Annotated in this window: 14 protein-coding genes; 3 read left to right on the forward strand and 11 right to left on the reverse strand. The window is 46.9% G+C overall.

Annotated elements, in window-relative coordinates; genetic code table 11:
* Nucleotides 1-10: 10 nt before the first annotated feature.
* Nucleotides 11-3,220: a CBM96 family carbohydrate-binding protein gene (locus PAV_RS32205; RefSeq protein ID WP_005544333.1), complete on the reverse strand. Its 3,210-nt coding sequence runs from the start codon at nt 3,218-3,220 to the stop codon at nt 11-13.
* A 301-nt stretch (nt 3,221-3,521) separates the two neighbouring features.
* On the opposite strand from PAV_RS32205, the gene PAV_RS05945 reads away from it, so the two are divergent.
* Entirely contained in the window at nt 3,522-4,277 is a 756-nt protein-coding gene (locus PAV_RS05945; protein ID WP_005544335.1) for an N-acetylmuramoyl-L-alanine amidase, read from the forward strand.
* A gap of 18 nt (nt 4,278-4,295) precedes the next feature.
* Nucleotides 4,296-4,535, forward strand: coding sequence for a hypothetical protein (locus PAV_RS05950; RefSeq protein ID WP_005544337.1), 240 nt, complete (start codon nt 4,296-4,298; stop codon nt 4,533-4,535).
* Nucleotides 4,536-4,738: 203 nt separating this feature from the next.
* Here the strand turns inward: PAV_RS05950 and PAV_RS05955 are convergent, their stop codons facing one another.
* The 6 genes from PAV_RS05955 to PAV_RS05980 all read right to left on the reverse strand — a co-directional run bounded on the left by PAV_RS05955 (nt 4,739) and on the right by PAV_RS05980 (nt 11,039).
* On the reverse strand, nt 4,739-5,350 hold the full coding sequence (locus PAV_RS05955) for an ADP-ribosyltransferase (RefSeq protein WP_005544339.1): 612 nt from the start codon (nt 5,348-5,350) through the stop codon (nt 4,739-4,741).
* A 75-nt stretch (nt 5,351-5,425) separates the two neighbouring features.
* Nucleotides 5,426-6,670, reverse strand: a complete 1,245-nt coding sequence (locus tag PAV_RS05960; protein WP_005544340.1) for an anthrax toxin lethal factor-related metalloendopeptidase — start codon at nt 6,668-6,670, stop codon at nt 5,426-5,428.
* Between the two features lie 131 nt (nt 6,671-6,801).
* Complete coding sequence (locus tag PAV_RS05965) at nt 6,802-7,743, reverse strand: hypothetical protein (RefSeq protein WP_040735011.1); 942 nt, start codon at nt 7,741-7,743, stop codon at nt 6,802-6,804.
* A gap of 175 nt (nt 7,744-7,918) precedes the next feature.
* On the reverse strand, nt 7,919-9,073 hold the full coding sequence (locus PAV_RS05970) for an IS4 family transposase (RefSeq protein WP_005543483.1): 1,155 nt from the start codon (nt 9,071-9,073) through the stop codon (nt 7,919-7,921).
* A gap of 236 nt (nt 9,074-9,309) precedes the next feature.
* Nucleotides 9,310-9,537 carry a hypothetical protein gene (locus PAV_RS05975; protein WP_005544342.1) on the reverse strand — a complete coding sequence of 76 codons (228 nt, stop codon included), beginning with the start codon at nt 9,535-9,537 and terminating at the stop codon, nt 9,310-9,312.
* Nucleotides 9,538-9,740: 203 nt separating this feature from the next.
* Entirely contained in the window at nt 9,741-11,039 is a 1,299-nt protein-coding gene (locus tag PAV_RS05980; protein WP_005544343.1) for an aspartate aminotransferase type Ic, read from the reverse strand.
* Nucleotides 11,040-11,373: 334 nt separating this feature from the next.
* On the opposite strand from PAV_RS05980, the gene PAV_RS05985 reads away from it, so the two are divergent.
* Nucleotides 11,374-11,775 (forward strand): RidA family protein, encoded by a 402-nt coding sequence (locus PAV_RS05985; protein ID WP_005544344.1) that lies wholly within the window; start codon nt 11,374-11,376, stop codon nt 11,773-11,775.
* 149 nt (nt 11,776-11,924) lie between these two features.
* On the opposite strand, the gene hutI is transcribed toward PAV_RS05985, so the two are convergent.
* The 4 genes from hutI to nadA form a co-directional block, all read right to left on the reverse strand.
* Entirely contained in the window at nt 11,925-13,175 is a 1,251-nt protein-coding gene (gene hutI, locus PAV_RS05990; protein WP_238555749.1) for an imidazolonepropionase, read from the reverse strand.
* A gap of 114 nt (nt 13,176-13,289) precedes the next feature.
* Nucleotides 13,290-14,954: a urocanate hydratase gene (gene hutU, locus PAV_RS05995; RefSeq protein ID WP_005544346.1), complete on the reverse strand. Its 1,665-nt coding sequence runs from the start codon at nt 14,952-14,954 to the stop codon at nt 13,290-13,292.
* A gap of 48 nt (nt 14,955-15,002) precedes the next feature.
* A complete protein-coding gene (gene hutH, locus PAV_RS06000; protein WP_005544347.1) occupies nt 15,003-16,565 on the reverse strand; it encodes a histidine ammonia-lyase in 1,563 nt (520 codons plus the stop codon).
* Nucleotides 16,566-16,789: 224 nt separating this feature from the next.
* Nucleotides 16,790-17,890: a quinolinate synthase NadA gene (gene nadA / locus PAV_RS06005; protein ID WP_005544348.1), complete on the reverse strand. Its 1,101-nt coding sequence runs from the start codon at nt 17,888-17,890 to the stop codon at nt 16,790-16,792.
* Between the last annotated feature and the right edge of the window lie 12 nt (nt 17,891-17,902).

Raw genomic sequence — 17,902 nt, forward strand, 5'->3', positions numbered from 1 at the left:
TCATGTTCGTTCAGGCTTGCGCCGCAGCCATCAGGCTTTGGGCGACAGAGATAATCAAATCCATGTTTTCCGCGGTATCATCCTCTTCAGACATGTCAACCAGCTCTCCCAGCGTTCGGCTGCCCACGTTCAGTTGACGGCCCAGGTTGACCCAGCTTTCCAGGGTAAAGATCTGCTCAAAGTTCCTAGGATATTCGTTCTCTCCCAGCAGGTAGTCATTCATCGAGGCGGTATCCGCTTCATTCCAGCCATGGATACGGGCAAGCCGCTTGACCGCAGCATCGCGTGAGACGGTTAGCGAATCGGCCTGGGCAAAAAAGCGCATGGCCTCCTCACTGGAAACCTGGACGCGCTGCTGCCATTCCTTCAGGCGGGTTAGCACCAGCAGGAGGTGCAGCGAGGGTACGGGCACGGTATCTTGTCCATCCAGAAGCTGCTCGGGATGCCCGGTCAGCAGCGCCAGATCCTGCTCGCTTAATCCGCACCAGCGGACAATCAGCGCATACTGGCTGATCTGCTGACACCATTGCAGCAAGTCGGCTTCTCCTTCCAAGGCCGTTAGTTCATCTTCATGATCGGCGTTGAAATGTACTTGAAGCCTGTCCCATAAATCCTGCAGCGTAAACGTTCCGTCGGTCTTGTCCACCCAATCAATGACCTGTGCCATCACGTTCGCCTTCAGGTTGAAGCCTGCCGCCAAGGATAGGAACAGCTTGTCTGCGGGTAGGGTAGCCTGAGCATCTGCTCGGGTCACGTTCGCGGCGCTGCTTGCGGATTGATGCACCTGTGCCAAAAAGTTGTACAGCTCCGGCGTGGCTGTGCCGCTGTACCGATTGGTAACCATGGCTTGCAGGGAGACCACATCCAGCTGATGGGCATCCATCCAGTCCAAAAGGACCTCCGTACGGCGAATGATCTCTAACGCTTCTAGACTGCGAGGGTTAGCGCCGATCGTACGGAGCAAGGTATCCTCGCCGCCAGCCATCAATTTCCACAACAGCTCCGCCTCGGTAAAACGCAATCCGAGCATGTGAGGAATTCGGCCTAAACGATAAAGCTGAGCAACGGTTGTTTCATTGGCGGTGATTTGCTGGGCTTTATCCCCAAAGCAGTATTTTCCGATACGGGAGAACTCATCGGCGGTCACCCCCATGGCCCCGCAGCAAATCGATTCATATCGATCCTGCTTGCTCACCTCAAATTGCAAAGTAGCGCCCAAGGGTAAGGTAGCCGAATGGTCGGCCGTGCTGAAAATCGTCTGATAAAAGCTGTCTTTACCCGCTTCTGCATACGTATTGACTTCGCCGATAAACGCGGCGAACATATCCGATGTGACGCCATAACGTTTATTGAGCCTCGTGAATTCGGCCACAGCCTCCAATACCGGCTTATCCAGAATCAGTTCTCCACCGTGTTCGATTACGGCACGGCTGGCATTGGTAATCAGCCAATCCAACTGCTCATAGGAAAGACCCGTGCTGCGCGCCAGCCGGACAAGCTTTTCCGCCCTTCCTGCCAGAGCCACAACATTATCCGCCTTAAAGTTTAAACCAGCACCCGTACTCGCCTTGATTTCCATAGAAGGCCGTAAAGCTTTTTCATGGTGTTCTCTTGAGGCATAAGAGACATCGCCCTGACTGCCGTAATTCGCACTAGAACGAATAACAAATGATACTTTATCTTGACCTTTTGCGAGCGCATCATTCACTTGCCGGGTCACATCAACCTTTACATTCCTGCCAACTTCTGGAACACCCCAGCTTGCGATGATCGCTCCTCCCGCAGGCTTGTTATTCCATGTGATTTTCAATTCATCCCAACTGTTTTCACTGACCAAATGAGCTTGGTGTCTTAAGTTAGACAATTGTTTCGCTCTAGTTGTTAGAGAAATTTTAGCTTCCTCCACGGCTCCAGAAAGACCTCTTAAATCAAACCTGATGTATGCTTCTCTACTGTATCCACTAGACCCATCCTGCTTCACCACAAGACTATTGTCTGATCCATAATTCGTGTTTGCATATGTTCCATTTCGAACATAGGCGTCCGCTGCAGGGCTTATCACAGCTCCTTTTCCTACCCACAACGGAGTTTCCTCCGTTGCTGTCAGAAAAGCTGCTCCATAGGTTGAAACCGAAACATTGGCCTCGCCGCCAAATTTTACAAATCGGCTTTTGTAGTCGCTGTCGATTGATTCATCATCCTTCTGCATCGTTAAGTCCAGCAATTCATTAAAGCTCAAGCCGGTTTTCAGGCAGAAGTCATCGACCACATTTAAGACGGCGGCCATCTCGGCAGTTAGGGTAGTCGTGACGTTATAGTGGTTGGCGATATCCTCCACTGTCGGCTCGGGGTTGACCAACAGACGGAAGCTGTTTGGCGTCAAGGAAAGGGCTTCCCTCGTACGCGGAGACGGGGTAGTATTGGCAATTGATGAGGCCGATTGCCGCGTCTTGCTTATCCGGCGGATAGCGGCGGAATCCTGCAGGATGGATGTGCGCTGCGTATCCAGCAGGGTATCCCAAATCCCCAGCAAATTGGACGAGCGCGCCTCTGCTACGGCATTGATTTGCGCAAGGTCGTCATCATACGGAAGGTTCATCGGATAGTAGGTATCCTTCAAGGATGCCAGCGTGCCGGAGCCTTCGGGCTGCAGTACATCCAGCAGGATATCCAGGGAAGAGACCTCTCTGTTCATGTTATCCGTGTTGAGGATCAGTGACTTCAAATCAGGGCGGCGGTTGTCAATATGCAGTTTGTCTTTTGGGTCGTGGAGATCCCGCGCAATTTTATACAGCATTGTCAGGTAACGTCCCGGCGAAAAAAGCGACTGTATAGAGGAGGCTTCCGCATAGCCCTCTGGCGATCGCTCCGGGAACAAGTCTCCAAAATCGGATCCGCCTCCAAGACTCCGCTCCAACGCGGCACGCATGCCTCGCAGGCCGGTATCCGCGGATAATTTGGGAAGGCTCTGGACGACCGGATCATTGTGCAGTTGCCAGGCCTTATAAAGCATGCATAAGTTTTCTGTCCTCTGGACGGCTAATTGATGAATCTCCTTCGCGTCGGAAGAGGGAATCTCCGGATTGCTTTTCTGAAATTCCGCAAGATTTTCAGATGCAATATCAAAGACTGTCCGATAACCGGATTGCTGAAGCGCTTCTGTTAATTGTTCGGTTCCGAGCCGAAATACGCCGGCCGTGTTGTCTGTTGTTGACACCATGAACTCCTCCTCTTGTGTTCTGAATGATGATTGGCCCGCACAGTTAAAATGACCGTATCAAAACAATAGAAGATATCCGTACCGTTTTTGGTCATTCCCCATGCACAGGTCCCCCTTCATTTACAACCCAAGCATACCTCTCGCCTTCCAAAAAAAAGCATAGACATTTTCATTAATGGGTGAAAATATATTTCATCCTTCAGGAATCTCGAAAGGTATATTTTAGGTGTAACTGCAAGGAAGATTTGCAATGCGAAAGGACATCAAAAGATCACACATTGTTACAAAGGGAGAGAGAAACATGGGATATAAAATGATTACAGTCCATGCGGGGCACAACGCATTTGTTCCGGGCGCTACCGGATGCGGCTACAAGGAGCATGAAGTCGCCAGAGAATTTGCAGCCATGCTCATCGATGCCTTCAAGCAAGCGGGTCAAGCTGTTGCCTGCACCACGGATGACATGGGGAAAACGCAGAATGAGAACCTGGCCAACATCGTCCGCAATTGTAACAGCTATGATAAAGACGGAAGATTAGACATTTCCTTGCATCTTAACGCGGCCGCATCAACGGCTACAGGGGTAGAAGTTCTTTATTACGATCAACAAGCCTTGTCCGCAAGCGTCAGCCGGGCAATCTCTGAGGCGGTTGGAATTAGGGACAGAGGAGCTAAGGAACGGAAAGAGCTTCGGGTGCTTAATTCCACGAACGCTCCGGCCATATTAATAGAACTGGCTTTTATCACGAATCCTGACGATATGCGGAAGCTTCTGAACAATAAACATAATGTCATTTCTTCCATCGTGAAGACAGTAATTGGCCGAGAAGCGCCTGAAGCCTCTGGCAAAAAGAAAATCGTTACAGGCGGATTGAGTGCAGCCGCTATTCATGAGCTCTCTCAGATGTTCCTGGAGAAGAGATTTTGGGCACAGATTCAGTTTTTAAATAATGGCACGTCTTATGCGGTTACAGGAGCGTTAAGCGGCGAAAATTTGGCGCGTGCGGAGACATGGTTCCAAGAACACGGATGGAACTATGAATTGAGAGATGCGTAAATCGGAGAGGAGGATTAGATGAATATGGAGATTACTGAGGTTATGATCGTGGCCGTCATTGTCGGATTAGTGGAAATAGCAAAAGGTGTCGGCCTGCCGATTCGCCTGGCTCCGGTACTGTCGATTATCCTTGGTATCGCGGCAGGCGTTGTCTATCTCGCTCCAGGCGATTTGAAAATGGGCGTCATGTATGGAATTATCTGTGGCCTCACCTCTTGCGGATTGTACAGCACGGGGAAAAGCGCCTTAAGGAAATAACAATATAGGGTTGAGCCGCAAGCCGACTGCATCCAGCATGCAGCCGGCTTCATTATTATCTTCCGATGTCTCAAAGCCATCTGTAAATTCCACCATCGCGAAGTTATCATTTGCGGCTGCAGCACTTACTCCTTCAGGACGCTAAAAAACATACAAAGACCCGAGATGTACTCAGGTCTTTGCGAGTTCCTGCGAGTGAAGATTTACTTTATGATTCTAGCTTCAACTTTTAATCTTTGTGATCCGCCATTAACAATCGTCCTTATATTATCAATATAATATTGAGTATTCCTGGGCAGTAACATCTCAAGTTGGCCAGGAAAATAGCTAATTGGATCTACATACCCGGCACTCTCTCCTTTAGGAACCTTTAGTTCTATAAGAACGTTTCTTGCCAGAAAATTGTTCCCAAGAACGATTGATGTGCTTAAGTAACCCCGCTCCAATAACATAGTGCCTTCGAATTGTCCTTTGATCTTCCTGGCCACCTCCTCATTAACTTTATTCCCCTTCATTAAAGTAGTCTGGAATTCTTCTCCGAAAATGATGCCGTCCGTCCCGCGATATACGGTTATGGTATCATTTAATTTTGACTTATTTAATGCTTTGTCCAATAATTCAATTTTCTCGTCCATATTAGGATTGGCCCCTAAGTTGCCGTTATTTTCTCTAAGATAACTGTTTATAGGATTGGCGTTTTTGGTATAGTCCGTAATTTGTCCTTTTTCATTCTCCGTTAGTGCGGATTTCCAGCGGGAATATTTTTTCTCTCCCCATTTTTTTGCTTTTACTGTGTCAATACGAAAATCTATCATATTGCGACTCACCTACTCCCTACACAGCATTTTGGCAGGAAACATGTTCGAACCCAAATTTGCTTGTTCTTTTACTTAATTATCCTCTATATATTCCTTTATTTTAGTATTTATATAATCAATAGCTTTAGGTGCTTCTTTTTTAACAGCATCTTGTTGCTTCGGATCTGTGGAGTACATTGCCTTGAATATTTCCGCAAAAAATTCTACCGAGTCTTCCCTGCCATAATTGTTGTGTGTCACTAAACTCGTCAGATTATCTTTTTCTTCATTATAAATATCAATAAATTTTCTATTTTTTGAAGTATCATTCAATAACATTGAATCCACTACATGGCCCATTTCGTGTAATAACACGGCAGACTGATTAACAATTGGATCTAATTTTTGAATCAATATTTCGTGTTTCACTCTTACAAACACATTCATCGAATCATGATAACCTAATGTTCCATCATTATTATTAAGTTTCACATCCGTAAATGTTATCGAATCTAAATAATCAATAGCATCATTTAATAACTTTGATGGTAATTGTTTGATTAAAGTAGAAATGGCTTCTTTCGCATGATCTATTGCATAGGATTCAAATCCCCCGCCAATATCTAATTTGACAACAAAAGAACCATTCTTGAATAATTTAGTCAAGGTAGTTTCCGTAACTCGTATTTTGCTTTCAATTTTCTCTTTTTTGATTAATCTTGCGTTTACTTTAATAAGTTCTTTTCCATTTTCTCTAATAACCTTCGGTCTACTAAACATGTTATTCGTGATTTCTATCGCATAATCCGTTGGCAATACCGTTTGTCCATCTTCAAAATGGCCTACATAGGTGCCTTTCGGCAGCTCTAACTCCGCTACATAGTATTGTCCTGATTCTCCCCCGGAAAGTGTTAAATTTCCTGTTTTTAAATCGGTCAAGTTGCCATATTTATACTCATTTACGACAGTTTTAATTTTCCCGCGATCTAACTGTCTGCTCTGGCTTCCAACCAACATTTGCAATTCATTGGAATAACCTAAATCTTTGGGATCAAAATGGGTATAAATGATTTGTCTTTCCTTTAATAGATTAACGGGTTGTTTAATCATGATGTTCATATCTTTTATTTGCTTTTTTAATTGTTCATCGGTTATTTCATCAATATTTCCGCGAACTTCATTCAATTTTCTATTTATTTCTTTTGATGATCTTTTAAATGCCTCGAGTGCTTCCTGTCGATTTTGTGGTAGTGTCTTAATCCAAGCCGAATAACGCTTCTTACTCCATGCTTCGGCTTTACGTTCATCTTTCTTGAAATTCAGAGGTTTTTTTTCCATGAGTCATTCCACCATATCTTATTTTATTCATGTTAGCTGATATCGGCTATAATGGAAGGACAAACCCGCCATAAAGGAGAAGTTTGTCCATGAAAACCAACTTCGATCTTTCGATTTGAAGCTAAAGACTATTACTTTACGGGCGATAACACAAAATATTGATTAGCTTTTGCTTCGTCTAATGTCGCAATTTGTAGTGGTGTTAAATCTGGTTTTGAAATGTCATAAGCCAATACTTTACTTCTATCTGCGGCGCTTACAATGTTATACCCATTGTTTCCTGATTTTTGTAAAAACCAAAGCTGATATCGTACACCCAAATCACTCATAAATATTAATTTCTGATTTCTTCTGTCCCATGTCAGAACTTTCTTTGCCGGTATGTCATAAATGTAAAAGGCTCCCCTATACACATGATAGACCAGCTTAAAGTCTTGTTTGGAATTAACATCCCATTTTTTTATAAATGCTTCATCCTTATAATTGGTAATATATTGTGTTAAATCGGTAGATGCAAAATAAAAATCCTTTTGATCATTGATTTTGGAGAACTCTTTGTTTTCCTCTTTCAATTTATCCCATGCAGTTCCTACCTTTACAATTGAAAAATTATCAATATATACCGTACTATTCGTTGAAATCGTGAGGCTTCCAAAATCATCTGGAAATTCGAATATTTCAAACATCATCTTTTGCCTTTTGTATCCGTTAGAAATATCAAATTCACGTGTTGTTCCGCCAAATTCAACAGTGGCCTTACCCGTACCGTTTCCTTTGACATCCATGATAATAAGATATTTAGAATTTGCTTCTAAGGTAATTTCACCCATATCGCAGGACACACTTTTATTCGGATCTATCTTGTAACATCTTCCATTATTTAAACCATTACTTTGGTCGTACGAACCTCCGTCCCAGTTTCCATCATCATTATTGAAATCATCCCATACTACCGGGATACTGATTTGAATATTCATTCCCGGCCGGATTATCATATCGTAAATCGTTTTTATATTTTTATTCCCTTCGAGTTCTTTTTTGATCTTTCTTTCTGTTTTTCTATCATAGATCAATAGCGTTGCATAAAAGAATCCCACTGCAAATATTAAAGGAAAGATATTGTTGCAGATAAAATAATTTACAGTTTTCTTGCTTTCATATAAGCCAAAAAGTTAAGGGTTCTATGAAAGCAAGTAGCCGCGCCCATTTGGTAATATCTATCATTTCAAGGAACTATTTTCCTGAATCTTAGGTCTTTACGACTTTCTGCCGACCTTTGGAAGTGCGAGCAGGCTTCCGAAAAACAGCTTCTCTGAACGTTTCCCAGGGCTGATACAGCATTGAGATAAGTAGTCGATGTAGATCTAATAAGCTCTTCGTTGTACCAAGCTCCATTTTCATCAAGAGCTGAAGGCTATATGCGATCAAACAAATGAGGATCTGATTCCATACCGCGTTCTCTTGCTCTCCATAGAAACGCGTCAGCTTCAGATGCTGTTTAACCCAACGGAAGAATGTTTCTATCTTCCAACGATTGCGATACAGCTCACTGATCTCTTCTGCTGTTAAATCAAAGCGATTGCTAATGATGCGGATCAGCTTACCCTTTAAATCGGTCGTTTCTACAAGTCGCAATGCCTCTTCCATCTGTTTCTTTCCTTTACCGATTCGAACCATTTGATCCCGATGGATCAAGGAGTTTTCGGCTACTGGAAATTCGGAGAGCGTCTCCACGACCGCGTTGTTCTTCAAACGAGTTACGAAAAAAATGCCTTCCCTGCAGTAATGATCATACTTCTTGTAATCGACATAGCCGCGATCGAACACATAGGTGGCTCCGGTTTCATCAATAAGAGCATCCATTTGAGTACGATCCGCAGGCTTCGCAGGTGTAAGCACTGCCTTTTCTGGATAAACCGTGTCCGGATCGCAAAAGGTTACTCGCAAATGAAGTTTGACACCGGATTTTGTTTTTCGGTACGTTGCCCATTTGTATTTACTTAAACATAGGCTCATCGTCGTGGAATCTAGCAATTTTACTGTGCCGATTCGCCCTGAAGCAGGACGGCTGTGCTCGCTGATTTTCAAGACCAGATCCGCAAATATGCTTTGCAAAACCTCACTGGAAAGCTTGTTGTTTTTCCTTGATAGCTGTGAGGTGCTTATGGACGTAATTCCAAGTTCTTTCTGGAACGCTTCGTTACACTGCAATTCAGTAACGATAGTTCGTAAACAGTCTCGCTGCTGCAGCTGTGCATCCATAAAGATCAAGAGATAGGCCAGTGAATGCAGCTTTTTAACGTACTTATCTTCGCCGGTTTTATCCGTCCAATCTGAAATGATTTGTGCATTTAGTGGTGCGACCCATTTACCAAATGATGAAAGTAGTGTATCCTTGTCCATGTACGATCTCCTATGATTAGGGATTTGGACAGGACTACCTGCTCCCCTAATTATGGAGATTTTTTCTTTGAATGGACGTCGATAATTTAACATTTTTAGTACAATTTAGAATTTGTAATTAGGTCTGAAATTTAATGCAACGCTATTGGTTTGATGTAAATGAATACACTGCGAAATAACATACAAGGAGCTGCTAAAATGCAGCTCCTTTGTAATATCTTCTTAGTGAACGTCAGTCATATCAATGCGATAGCAAGCAGTGTGAACAAGCTCAGCGTTAAAATTTCGTTATTAAAGAAAGGAAAGAAGCCAGATGTTCTCACTCCTCCATAATTCGCTTCGGGACGCAAATAGACATTTTGATAATCTACCTTGACTATCGTCCCTCGATATTCCTTGCGATCCACCGTCAGAATACGAACTTTCTTGTTCATACAGTGCAAGCAATTATAATATGCTTCCATTCTTGTTCCCCTCCCTCCTATACCTTATGACACGAATCCTTGTAGGACACGGCGAATATGCATTCTAGCGAGAGATTTTTCGACCCCTTCGCTGAGTTAGAATAGGTAAAGGAAGGCGGGCATACTGCTGAACCCCTATACTTATCCCTTCATTTTCTTCTTAAAGCTTACCACTGCAAGCATGAACAGCACCCACCAATACACTATTGTCTAGCGGTCTTGGCATTCATATTGTTCAACTTCTCAATCGTTGCTATCTTGATACATAGGCATACGATCGTGATTGCCAGTTCAAGCTCTTGTATGGTCGGGAATGAAGGCGCAATTCGAATATTACGATCCCGCGGATCCTTCCCATAAGGGAATGTGGCGCCCGCTTTCGTTAAGATAACGCCTGCTTCAGCAGCTAAAGCGACAACACGATCAGCGCAGCCGTCCAACGTATGTAAGCTGATAAAGTAACCGCCGTTGGGCTTGCTCCATGTGGCAATATCCAAACCGCCCAGTTCAGCATCGAAAATGGTTAGCGTTTTTTCAAACTTCGGTCTTAGAATCGCCGCATGCCGCTGCATAAGCTGCATCGTTTTTTCTGTATTTTGCAGAAATTGAAGATGCCGGAGCTGATTGATTTTGTCTGGACCAATGGTCTGTGCGGCCATTTGCTTTTTCATATGATTGATATTCGTGAGACTCGCAGCCATTGCGGCCACGCCGGCGCCTGGGAATGTAATCTTGGAGGTCGAGCAATACATGAAGACACGATCAGGGTTCCCGCTAGACTTACAGGCAGACAGAATATCTTGAAGCTGATCGGGCGTATCCGTTAAATGATGAATGATATAGGCATTGTCCCAGAAAATGCGGAAATCATTTGCCTTTGTGGTCATGGTAGCCAGTCTATGGACAACCTTATCTGAATACGTAATCCCTTCCGGGTTGCTGTATTTCGGAACGCACCAGATTCCTTTTATCGCATCGTCTTGTCTAACAAGCTCCTCAACTCGATCCATGTCGGGACCGTCCTGATTTATATCGACTGGAATCATTTCGATACCGAGAGTCTCACATATCGCAAAATGCCGGTCATAACCAGGACTCGGGCATATAAACGCAATTCGAGGCAGCTTCCCCCATGGCCGATCACTGCCGCATACACCGAACAGCATGGCTCTGCTTATCGTATCGTACATCATGTTTAGGCTTGAATTGCCGCCGACAATGACCTCATTCGTCGCAACCTGCAGCAGCTCGGCAAACCACCTTTTCATATCCGGAAGCCCATCAAGTCCGCCGTAATTCCGCAGATCTGTATTTCCATCAAAATACGCTTCCTTCGTCAATGGAAAAAACAGTTCATTCGATAAATCCAGTTGTTCAGAGCAAGGCTTGCCCCTCGACATGTCTAATGAAAGCTTTTGCTGCTTAAATGCTTCATACCTGGCCGTGAACGAAGTGAACAAAGCTTCTCGTTCCTCAAGGCTTATGTTGGCAAATTGGTTCATGCAAATCCCTCCCTATAGTAACCATCATAAAAATAATCGAAGCGATATATGCTACTGTTTTCTTCTTCGATATCAATTCAAAAGTCTGTTATTTCCCCAAGTGAAATTCCCTAGTATTGGAGGAAATTTAATGCTATAATTTAGGTGTTTTACATCAAATGATTAACTTTTAAATGGGAAGGAGTGAATACCTGATGAAAAAGAGAGCTTTGAAAAACCTATCCTTCGGTATCGGGTATTCTACTGCTGTTTTCTTCTAGAATTCATGGGGACGGGATACGTCTGTCCATTTTGAAGGAAATGAACGAAAACCATTTAAAAGGAGATATGATTAATGACACAAACCAATTCTATCGTTTCCAGATATAATCCTGAATCGATTGCAAAGCCGGTTGGAGAGTACAGCCATGTAACCAAAATTAGCAGAAATTCAGAACTGTATGTTTTTTCTGGTCAAATTGGAATCGATCCAAGCAATCACATTCCCACTGACTTCAACGAACAAGTCACGAACACGATGAGCAACATTGTTGCCATCCTTGCTTCTCAGAAGTTGACGCCTGATCATGTCGTGAAAGTGAATATTTGGGCGACGGAAGAAATCGACTGGAATCATTTCGATGCGGAGTGGAATAACGTATTCGGCGCTACCCCTCCTTCCATGACGATCGCCTATGTGGCTGGATTGGGTCTTCCTGAATTAAAAATTGAATTGGATGTATGGGCCGCAGGTTGATAGCCGGCTCCTCTTATTTGAATATGACAATCCCCCTCAATGAGGGGGATTTTTTGTTGCGTGTGCTCCGCCATTCCGCTCAAAAAGCTCAGCATAAATGATACGGCGGGCCTTGATGTAATCTATGCGCAAATAAGAGAAGTTATCGTTTATCGTACACCTTCACCTTGCACTGCTTTCGTCTTCAAAGTACGGTTCCATACAACCTGCGTTCCGTTCTTGATCACACCAAACGTGTGGTTAATGCCGAAGTGATATGGCAAGTAAGCTAGATTCGGCGCATCGAAAATGGTCAAGTCCGCCCGCTTGCCGACTTCGATAGAGCCGATGTCTGCTGCACGTCCGATCGCAGCGGCTGCATTCAACGTGCATGCCGTCAGAATCTCTTCAGGCTGCATTTTCAAATTCAAGGATGCCAGCATGATGATGAGTTGGATCGATTCCGTCGGGCATGAGCCCGGATTGTAATCGGTTGAAAGAGCGACAGGCAGCCGGAACTTGTCGATCATGTCGCGGGCACGGGCATGCTGGTCCAGACCAAGATTGAAGGTCGTTCCCGGAAGCAAGACCGGAATCACATTACCTGCGGCCAGACTGGATAATCCTTGATCGGTTGTCATTACCAGATGCTCTGCTGAGATCGCTCCCACCTCTTGGGCTAGCTCAGAACCGCCTAATGCTACAATTTCATCCGCATGAATTTTCGGAATAAGTCCATAGCGCTTGCCTTCCAATAAAACTCGACGCGACTGCTCCACATCGAATACGCCTTCTTCGCAGAAAATATCGCAAAATTCCGCCAGTCCTTCTGACGCGACCGTTGGAAGCATATCTCGAATAATTATGTCTACAAAATCATTTGTTCGACCCTTGTACTCTGCCGGAATGGCATGCGCTCCCATGAAGGTGGATACAACGTCTACGGAATGGTTCTCCTGCAGCCGACGCGCTACACGCAGTTGCTTCAGCTCCGCATCCAGAGATAAGCCATAGCCGCTCTTCGCCTCAATCGTCGTTACGCCCTGAAGCAGCATTTCATCCAAGCTTCGATGCGCCTTGTCGTACAGTTCTTGTTCGCTCCATTGCCGCGTCGATTTGACGGTGCTTAAAATTCCGCCTCCTTGCGCCAAAATATCCAAATACGGCACGCCCGAGCGCTTCATCGCCAGCTCATGCTCGCGCGATCCTCCATGGACGAGATGAGTATGAGGATCGACCAGCCCCGGTGTCATAATGCGGCCGCCCACATCAAGCGTTTCCTTAATCATTGCTTCTTCAGCTGTTAAAGCTGCCATCACTTCATCCTTCTGCCCAACCATTACGATTCGTCCCTGGTCAATGGCAACAGCCGCATCTTGTATTTGACGAACGCGGCCCATTTCTTCTCCGCACTTCGGCACCCTGCCTTCTGGCGTGTATAAGCATCCGATTCCCGTTAGCAGCAAATCCGTTTTTTCAAAGAAAGCAACCTCCCTCGTTGTGCAGCATGTTCGACATTGACATGTATGTGTATATTAAGACTGCTGGCGCATTGGAATGCTGATTCCGTGCAGATCCGCAGTCGCAACCGCTTCATCATACCCTGCATCTACGTGGCGAATGACACCCATGCCCGGATCGGTTGTCAAAACGCAGCGCAGCCGTTCCGCCGCTTCCTCCGTCCCGTCGGCAACGACAACCATGCCGGCATGCAGGGAATACCCCATGCCGACGCCCCCGCCGTGATGCACAGATACCCAAGAAGCCCCTGCCGAAGTATTGATGAGTGCATTCAAAATCGCCCAATCGCCTACTGCATCGGAGCCGTCCTTCATGCCTTCCGTCTCGCGGTTCGGAGATGCGACTGAGCCGCAGTCAAGATGATCGCGGCCAATCACGATCGGAGCGCTCAACTCGCCAGATTTGACCATCTCATTGATCGCAAGGCCGAACTTGGCGCGTTCCCCATAGCCAAGCCAGCAAATGCGGGCCGGCAAACCTTGAAAAGCTATTCTCTCCTGCGCCATCGTAATCCAGCGGCGCAAATGATCATTTTCCGGGAATAGCTTCAATACGAGTTCGTCTGTCTTGCGGATGTCCTCTGGATCGCCCGATAAGGCAGCCCAACGGAACGGCCCCTTGCCCTCGCAGAACAGCGGACGAATATAGGCGGGAACAAAGCCCGGGAATGCAAACGCATCTTGCACGCCTTGGTCGAAGGCAACTTGCCGTATGTTATTGCCGTAATCGAACACGACAGCCCCCTGCTTCTGCAGATCAAGCATCGCCTGAACGTGAACTGCCATGCTGGCCTTGGCCAGCTCGATATAATGCTTCGGATCGCGGGTACGCAAAGCTGCCGCTTCCTCCAAGCTGTATCCAGCAGGAATATATCCGTTCAATGGATCATGAGCAGACGTCTGGTCAGTTACGAAGTCAGGCTTGATGCCGCGGCGGACGAATTCGGGAAAGATCTCAGCCGCATTGCCAAGCAGCCCAATCGATAACGATCTTTTCTCATCAATTGCATGCCGAGCAAGCTCCAGCGCCTCATCTACATTTTCAACAAGCACATCGCAGTAGCGCGTTACAATGCGGCGCTCAATCCGAGAACGATCTGCCTCGACTGCGATGACAACACCATCATTCATCGTTACAGCGAGAGGCTGAGCGCCGCCCATGCCGCCCAGGCCAGCCGTTAATGTCAGCGTGCCGCTCAGCGAACCCCCCGCATGCTGGCGGGCCGCTTCCGCAAACGTTTCATATGTGCCTTGGAGAATGCCCTGCGTCCCAATATAAATCCAGCTGCCAGCAGTCATCTGGCCGTACATCATCAGCCCTTTGCGTTCGAGCTCACGGAAATGTTCCCAATTCGCCCAGTTCGGCACAAGCACTGAGTTGGACAAAAGCACGCGCGGTGCCCGCTCATGGGTGCGAAATACACCTACCGGCTTACCGGATTGGATAAGCAGTGTTTCATCGCTCTCCAGCCGCTGCAGTTCGCGGACAATAGCTTCATAGGAAGGCCAATTGCGGGCCGCTTTGCCAATTCCGCCATAGACAACCAAATCCTCTGGCCGTTCTGCTACCTCTGGATCCAAATTGTTCATCAGCATGCGCATGGCCGCTTCCTGAACCCATCCTTTGCATGTCAGCTCCTTGCCGCGTGGTGCACAAACGCTTCTCTTCACTTGATTCATCTTGTTACGCCTCCTTTTCATATGAAACCATTTTTATAATTAAGCAGATTAATATAATGGTCCGGTTATGTTCTCTGCAGCATGCAGGAAATCACCCTTGCTAAGTGCGGATGCTACTGCTTCAATTTCCTTGCCAAGTGAGCGGTCTATCATTACCGGAGGTACGATTTTGCGCACCAAGTCGAATAGTGAACGCGTCGCTGGTGCCAGCTTATCAGCCCCTCTGAATTCAGCGGCTTCCGCCGCGCAAATCAGTTCAATCGCCAGCACCTTGGCTGCATTTTCTACGACTTGGGCTGCATGCCGTGCGGCTGTCGTACCCATGGATACATGATCCTCCTGATTGGCAGAGGACGGAATCGAGTCCACACTCGCTGGATGAGCCAGCACCTTGTTCTCAGAGACGAGCGAGGCGCTGACGTACTGCGGAATCATCATGCCGGACGCTATTCCCGGCTGATGGCTTAAAAATGCCGGAAGACCGCCGGATAATGCTGGATTGACAAGCCGCTCCGTGCGACGCTCCGCAATATTGGCCAACTCGCTCATGCCGATTTTTAAGAAATCCATTGCAAACGCCATCGGCTGCCCATGGAAATTGCCCCCGGAGATGACCGTTCCCTCTTCTAAAAATAAGAGCGGATTGTCTGTTGCCGCATTCATCTCGACGTTCAGCTTATCTTCCACATAGGCAAGCACCTGACGCGATGCGCCATGAACCTGAGGCAGGCAGCGCACGGAATAGGCATCCTGCACACGAATATCACCTTGCCTCGTCGTCAATTGGCTGCCTTCCAGCAATGTTCGCAAATTAGCTGCAACGCCAATCTGCTCCGGATAAGGCCGGACTCGCTGAAGTTCATCCGCGAAGGCATCCGTAATTCCATGCAGGCATTCCACCGTAAGGGCAGCAACGGCATCCGCCGTCTTGGCAAGCCGCAGTGCTTGCACATAAGTCAGTGCTCCGATTGCCGTCATAATCTGTGTCCCATTGATGAGTGACAATCCTTCCTTGGCTTGCAACTGAACCGGCTTCAAGCCTGCCGATGCCAATGCCTCATGGCCTGACAGGCGTGTCCCGTTATAGACGGCCTCGCCTTCTCCCATGAGCACAAGCGCCAAGTGTGACAGCGGAGCCAAATCCCCGCTAGCGCCTAACGAGCCTTGTTCGGGAATAACCGGATGCACGCCCCGATTCAGGCAGTCGACAAGCAATTGAAGCGTTTCCAGACGAATGCCCGAAAAACCTTTGGACAAGGCATTTGCCCGCAGCAGCATAATCGCGCGTACCGTCGACTCTGGCAAAGAAGAGCCTACCGCACAGGCATGGCTGCGAATTAAGTTAGCCTGCAGCTCGGCAGAGTCCTCCGGTGAGATCATGACATCGCTGAACTTGCCGAACCCGGTCGTAACTCCGTACACCACTTTATTCGCATCGACGAATTCCTCGACCATGTCCCGGCAGCGCACGACACGCTGTACCGCGTCAGCAGCAAGCACAACTGGTGCATAATCATAGGCAATCGCAACCAGTTGGCGAAGCGTCAATTGTCCTCCATCCAGCGTAATAGGCCCTGTATGCTCCTCTTGATGCAAATGTTTAACCGCCAAAACCATCCCTCTCCTTTCTTGCTTTACCAAAAGAAAGAGGCTGTGCGGAAGTTCTTATCTTCCACACAGCCTCTTGTTCAAAAAGGGCGACCTATGAAATTGCTTATCCCAGTAACAATGATGAACGCGCCTCACTCTGCATCGCCCTTTCATTCGAAATAGATAGGCAAATATATCCATTCCCTTAACTATTACATTTGTATGCAGTTCTGTCAAGAAAGTTCTTACTGAATGTGCAGCATTCGATCCAGTGCCTTGATGGCATCGACCTTAATTGAGTCTGGCACCGTAATGACGCCTACCGGCTTGCCCGTTTCAATTTGCTCCAGCGACCAGAGCAAATGAGGCAGGTCGATCCGGTTCATCGTCAAACATGGACACATATGCGGATTGAGCGATTCAATCTGCTTATCAGAGTGAGTATGAATGATGCGGTTCACCAGATTCATTTCCGTGCCAATAGCCCACTTCGTACCGGATGCCGCTGCATTGATCGTATCAATAATGTACTTTGTCGATCCCGCATAATCGGACAGCTCGACGACTTCGCGTGAGCATTCGGGATGCACAATAATCTGCACCTCTGAGTCCCGCTCCCGGATGCTGCGAATATTGTCTACCGTGAACTTCTCATGAACCGAGCAATGCCCCTTCCACAAAATGACCTGAATGCCCTGGACATCCTCACGATCCGTTACCAGTTCATTGCCCTCTGGATCCCACACCGCCATATCGTGAAGTGGAATGCCTAGCTCATAGGCCGTATTGCGGCCAAGATGCTGATCGGGCAGAAAAAGAATGCGCTCCTTCTGCTTGAAGGCCCATTCCAGCACTCCCTTGGCATTGGACGAGGTCACTGTCGCGCCGCCATGGCGTCCGACAAATGCCTTAATCTCAGCCGAGGAATTGACATAAGTCAACGGAATAATGGTATCTCCATAAATCGCTTGCAGACGCTCCCATGCCGCTTCCGTTTGCTGCATGTTAGCCATATCAGCCATCGAGCATCCAGCACGCATATCCGGCAGGACAACCGTCTGGCTCGGGGCCGACAGCATGTCAGCCGTTTCCGCCATAAAGTGTACGCCGCAAAATACGATGTACTCGGCATCGGTTATCTGCTGAGCCAGTTGCAGCGAATCGCCAGTAATATCCGCAAACTGAATGACTTCATCCTTTTGATAATGATGACCCGGAATTAACAGTCTGGAGCCGAATTTCAGCTTAATGTCACGCACCCGACGCTCCATTTCTTCCACGCCCAACTGCTTATAGCGTTCTGGCATCATTGCAGATCCAACAAGTAGTGCGTCTAAAATAGACATTGTCTCTCTCCT

Origin of the sequence: Paenibacillus alvei DSM 29, assembly GCF_000293805.1 — a bacterium.
GTDB lineage: Bacteria > Bacillota > Bacilli > Paenibacillales > Paenibacillaceae > Paenibacillus_B > Paenibacillus_B alvei.